Below are 4,469 nucleotides of genomic sequence, written 5' to 3' on the forward strand. Positions count from 1 at the left end.
CAACCGTCCACCCACAAAGCGAGGATTATCCCGGCAATGTAGACCCGATTGGGACGCGCGCTGTTTATGATGAGGCCAAACGCTTTGCGGAATCATTAACGATGGCTTATCATCGCTATCACCAAGTGGATACACGCATCGTCCGAATCTTCAACACCTATGGTCCTCGTATGGACCTGGAAGATGGACGCGCTCTACCCAACTTTCTCAAACAGGCCTTGCTGGGACAGGAATTGACTGTTTACGGCGATGGGCAACAAACACGCTCTTTCTGCTACGTGGATGACTTGATCGATGGCATTGTCCGGCTGCTATACTCAGACGAGGTTTTTCCCGTCAACATTGGTAACCCGGATGAGATCACGATCCTTCAATTTGCTGAGGCAATCAACCGCGTAACAAAGAATCCCGGCGGCGTGACCTTCGTCCCCAGCGGGCGCAGCGCACGTGATCCCCAGCGACGACGTCCCGATGTAACCCGGGCAAAAAATATCCTTGACTGGGAAGCTAAGGTAGGGCTGGATGAAGGCGTTTCTCTCACAATGCCCTATTTCCAATCCAAATTAGGTCTCTAAGTGACAGCTACGGTTTTTTCAAGCGCGCAAGAGCGCACCCGTTTCTTACGCTTTGTCGTTGTCGGAGTGATAGGCGCAATTATTGATTTCGGCATTATGAATCTGCTAACTCAAATATTTGGGATAGCTCTTGTGCCGGCTGGGACAGTTTCATTTATTTGTGCCATCCTATCGAATTTCATTTGGAATCGATTTTGGACCTATCCCGAATCACGCTCTCGACCAATATCACAACAATTAGTCATGTTTTTTATAGTCAATATTGCTGGGATGATTATCCGAATCCCCATTTTACACTTCATGGAGCCGCCCATATTATCCTTCTTTGAGAATTATAATTGGGCGCTTCAATTTGACACTGAATTTCTAGCCAAAAATTTCACTCTTGCCCTGGCCGTTGGAATTGTCATGCTCTGGAATTTCTTTGTAAACCGATATTGGACCTACAATGATATCGATCAGGATAGATAAAGTAACGTTATTAATGCCCTGTAATTGAAATATTTATTCAATTCTTAGACGCTATAATAAAACCATGGCAACTTCTACATCCATTATCCCCATATTTACAACCCGCGGCGATGCGGAGGCTTTTCTGGTCTACCCTTATATCTACAATCGTCTTGGCGAATGGGTAGGCTGGATCACACCGGAGCGTGAAATTTACTCGGTAATTGGATTTTATATCGGATTTCTTGGAGAAGGACCCCGCATCCTACGCAAACGTACCATAGAAGTTACCAAAACTCGCAAGCGACCTCCTGCGAAACCACCTAAAGTTTACCCTCCCGCAACCGTCCCTCTCGCCCCCATGATGCCGGAACTCTATCAGGATACGATCGATATTCTTCTCGATGAGCCGGAGAGACTTCACGCAGGTGATTCTGGCGAATTTCGGGAAGATCTGGATTAAGGACATGAGTCAGATCCCCACGTCCAAACCGATGAGTGCCTCGCGCATCTCCATCTCCCAATTAATGCAGCCGGGACATGCAAACAATCATGGGAATGTCCATGGCGGCTGGATCATGAAACTTGCCGACGAGGCAGGTGCGCTGGCCTGTATGCGCCACGCTCAACACCGTGTCGTGACCATTGCCATTGATCAAATGGTTTTTAGGCAACCGATTCAGATTGGAGATTTGATCATCCTTACGGCTGAAGTCACCTATGCTGGACGAACCTCATTAGAGGCAGAGGTGCAGGTAATTGCTGAGAATCCCATTAGCGGTGATCGTGTCCATACAAATACTGCCTACCTTGTTTACGTCGCTCTTGATGATAAAGGGAACGCAACCCAGGTTCCTGGCCTGACTGCAGAAAACCCATCCGAAGAAGAAAGAATGCAAGAGGCTGAAAAGCGCCAGGCACATCGTCTTGCCCAAAAAAGAAAATGAGTACGGACAACCTTCCCCCGTTGCCTGAACCAATTAGCGATGAAAAGGAGCGCCAGGCGCACCCTTTTAAATCGCTCAAAGAATTGCTTGATCATGTTTCTGGCAGAGATCTTCCCCCGGTTAATTTCGAAGATAGTGGTAAGGCTGAGATCCTTCCCTTTCCATTCCTGGCCATAGTTGGTCAATGGGAAATGAAGCTCGCCCTCATTCTGGGCCTGGTCAATCCCAATATTGGCGGGATTCTCCTTGTAGGACCTCGAGGCACCGCTAAAACCACCGCTGTCCGCAGCCTTGTCGATTTGCTCCCGATGGTTGAGCGTAGTAACTGCCACTACGGCTGTCTACCAGAAGATGTCGAAGCAGGTGGGCTGGATTCTCTCTGCCCTGACTGTGCAATAAAATATGGCGAGGGTCAGCCACTCACTATCTCCGATCGTGTTCGCCTGGTCGAACTTCCCCTTAACGCCCAACTCGAAAATGTGATTGGCGGTATGGATGAGCGCGCCGCCATGCATAATCGAATGCGTCTGCGACGTGGTATTCTTGCCCAGGCAGATCGCAACCTGCTATATATTGACGAAGTCAATCTCCTCAGCGATGATGTGATCGATGCGATTCTCGACGCTGCCGCTCAGGGCTCCTACACCATCCGTCGCGGACCGGTTTCGGCCACATATCGATCCCGCTTTCTATTAATCGGATCCATGAATCCTGAAGAGGGGCATCTTCGCCCGCAAATTATGGATCGCTTCGGTTTGCGCGTCATAGTGAGGGGATTGGATAAAGCCAAAGAGCGACTGGACGCTTACAGGCGCGTACAGGATTATTTGAATTCTCCCCGCCAGGTAATCGGCCAATACGCAGGAGAACTTGCTGCCGTTCGACAAGAATTAGAATCAACCCGAGAGCGTCTTCGCCAGGTCCGCATCTCCAATAAAGTCGCCAAAGAAGGCATTACCATGATCCAGAAACTTGGCGTGGATTCCTTACGGGCTGAAATCACATGGTTTGAAGCCGCCCGGGCTTATACTGCAGCAAGTGGACGGAATACCGTCAAGCTCGCGGATTTGCATGCTGTAGCGCCAATGGCGCTGCGACTGAGACGTTCCAACTTTATTGATGAATATTTCAGCGACCAACAAGGGGAAGAGGAAGAACTTGCTTCGCTGACAAAACCTTTTGCCAGAAAAAAGCGCACCGCAAAACCCAAGCGCCAAAAAAAATAAGCCACGATTTCTCCCATAAATTTTATGTATTCCAATGCGAAATTACAACACACCCCTATTTTTATACTTTTACTGATCAGCCTATTAATCGGAGTATTCACATTTCAGAATTACGGCATGACCTGGGATGAAGGTCTTTATTATGGCTATGGTGAGGCAATTGGCTACGCCTATTCCATCCCGGAGCGATTGAGCGATGATTTTGATATCAACCGCGCCTATGGCCCGAGTAAAGGTGATCATCGTAATCGTGGCCCCGCCTACCTGCTTTTTGCACGCATCCCAGTCAATTTTCTACATGTTTTAACCGGGATTGATAAAGTAGCTCTCTGGCATCTGATAAATTTCATCACCTTTCTGATCGGTGTCTATTATTTCTATAAATTGTCGCTCCGCTGGCTCAAACCCCTCAGCGGATTCGCCGCATCACTCCTTTATATTTCTCAGCCCCTGCTTTGGGGTCATGCCTTCATCAATCCCAAAGATCCTCCCTTTACGACCTTTTTTCTTGCCGCGATCTACTATGGATTCAGAATGGTGGATCAACTTGCCACAACGGAGGCAATTGGAAAGGCGGGGATCAGGCTCCGTTTCCGTCAAATCGCACTAACCGGAATCCTGATCGGACTGGCTACAAATCTTCGCGTCATCGCACCACTGATCGGTATCCTGATCTTATTTTATGCATTACTGAAACGCAAGCCGAAAATCCTGATCTGGTTCCTGCCCGCTGCACTGATCGCTCTATTTGTCGTCTATCTCACCTGGCCCTATCTTTGGGACGCCCCGATTTCACACTTTTTCGAGGTAGTGAAGTTGATGTCGAATAATCCGACCACCTTGAAAGTGTTGTTTTACGGTAAACCCTATGGAGCTTTTGAGCTGCCCTTGCGCTACCTCCCTTACCTGTTAGGAACCACTTTAACAGAGCCTGTTTGGCCGCTTTTCATCCTTGGATTGGGTTTTGCATTTTTTCGATTGCTCAAAAGGAAGTTGGAATGGCAATCTTTAGGAATAGTAATCTTCTGGTTTGTCTTTCTGCTAGCCTATGCTTTGATTATTCGCCCTCCGATGTATGATGGCTTCCGTCACTTTCTCTTTATTCTCCCGCCGGTTTTTATTCTGACTGGATTCTCCTTTGAGCTACTTTTTATGTCGGTTCGTGAAAACTGGTCCCGCGCGATTATCTTGCTTGCAATTGTCATAAGTGGAATTTATGGTGGCATAAAATTACACCCCTACGAATACGCCTACCATAATGCCATTGTTGG

At 48.0% G+C, this 4,469-nt stretch carries 6 protein-coding genes; all 6 read left to right on the forward strand.

Annotated features, from left to right (window positions below):
• On the forward strand, nt 1–575 hold a 575-nt coding region (locus AC3DOM_RS15990; RefSeq protein ID WP_487920040.1), incomplete at its 5' end, for an NAD-dependent epimerase/dehydratase family protein.
• A complete protein-coding gene (locus AC3DOM_RS15995) occupies nt 576–1,046 on the forward strand; it encodes a GtrA family protein (RefSeq protein WP_487920041.1) in 471 nt (156 codons plus the stop codon).
• A gap of 64 nt (nt 1,047–1,110) precedes the next feature.
• Nucleotides 1,111–1,488, forward strand: coding sequence for a hypothetical protein (locus AC3DOM_RS16000; protein WP_487920042.1), 378 nt, complete (start codon nt 1,111–1,113; stop codon nt 1,486–1,488).
• Nucleotides 1,489–1,492: 4 nt separating this feature from the next.
• A complete protein-coding gene (locus tag AC3DOM_RS16005; RefSeq protein ID WP_487920043.1) occupies nt 1,493–1,972 on the forward strand; it encodes an acyl-CoA thioesterase in 480 nt (159 codons plus the stop codon).
• The gene (locus tag AC3DOM_RS16010) at nt 1,969–3,198 is read left to right on the forward strand and encodes a magnesium chelatase ATPase subunit I (RefSeq protein WP_487920044.1); all 1,230 of its coding nucleotides are present in this window, start codon (nt 1,969–1,971) and stop codon (nt 3,196–3,198) included. The genes AC3DOM_RS16005 and AC3DOM_RS16010 overlap by 4 nt, the downstream gene beginning before the upstream one ends.
• Nucleotides 3,199–3,315: 117 nt before the next feature.
• Nucleotides 3,316–4,469, forward strand: a 1,154-nt coding sequence (locus AC3DOM_RS16015; protein WP_487920045.1) for a hypothetical protein, incomplete at its 3' end; no start/stop codon positions are given.

It is taken from the genome of Candidatus Desulfolinea nitratireducens, from assembly GCF_982879505.1.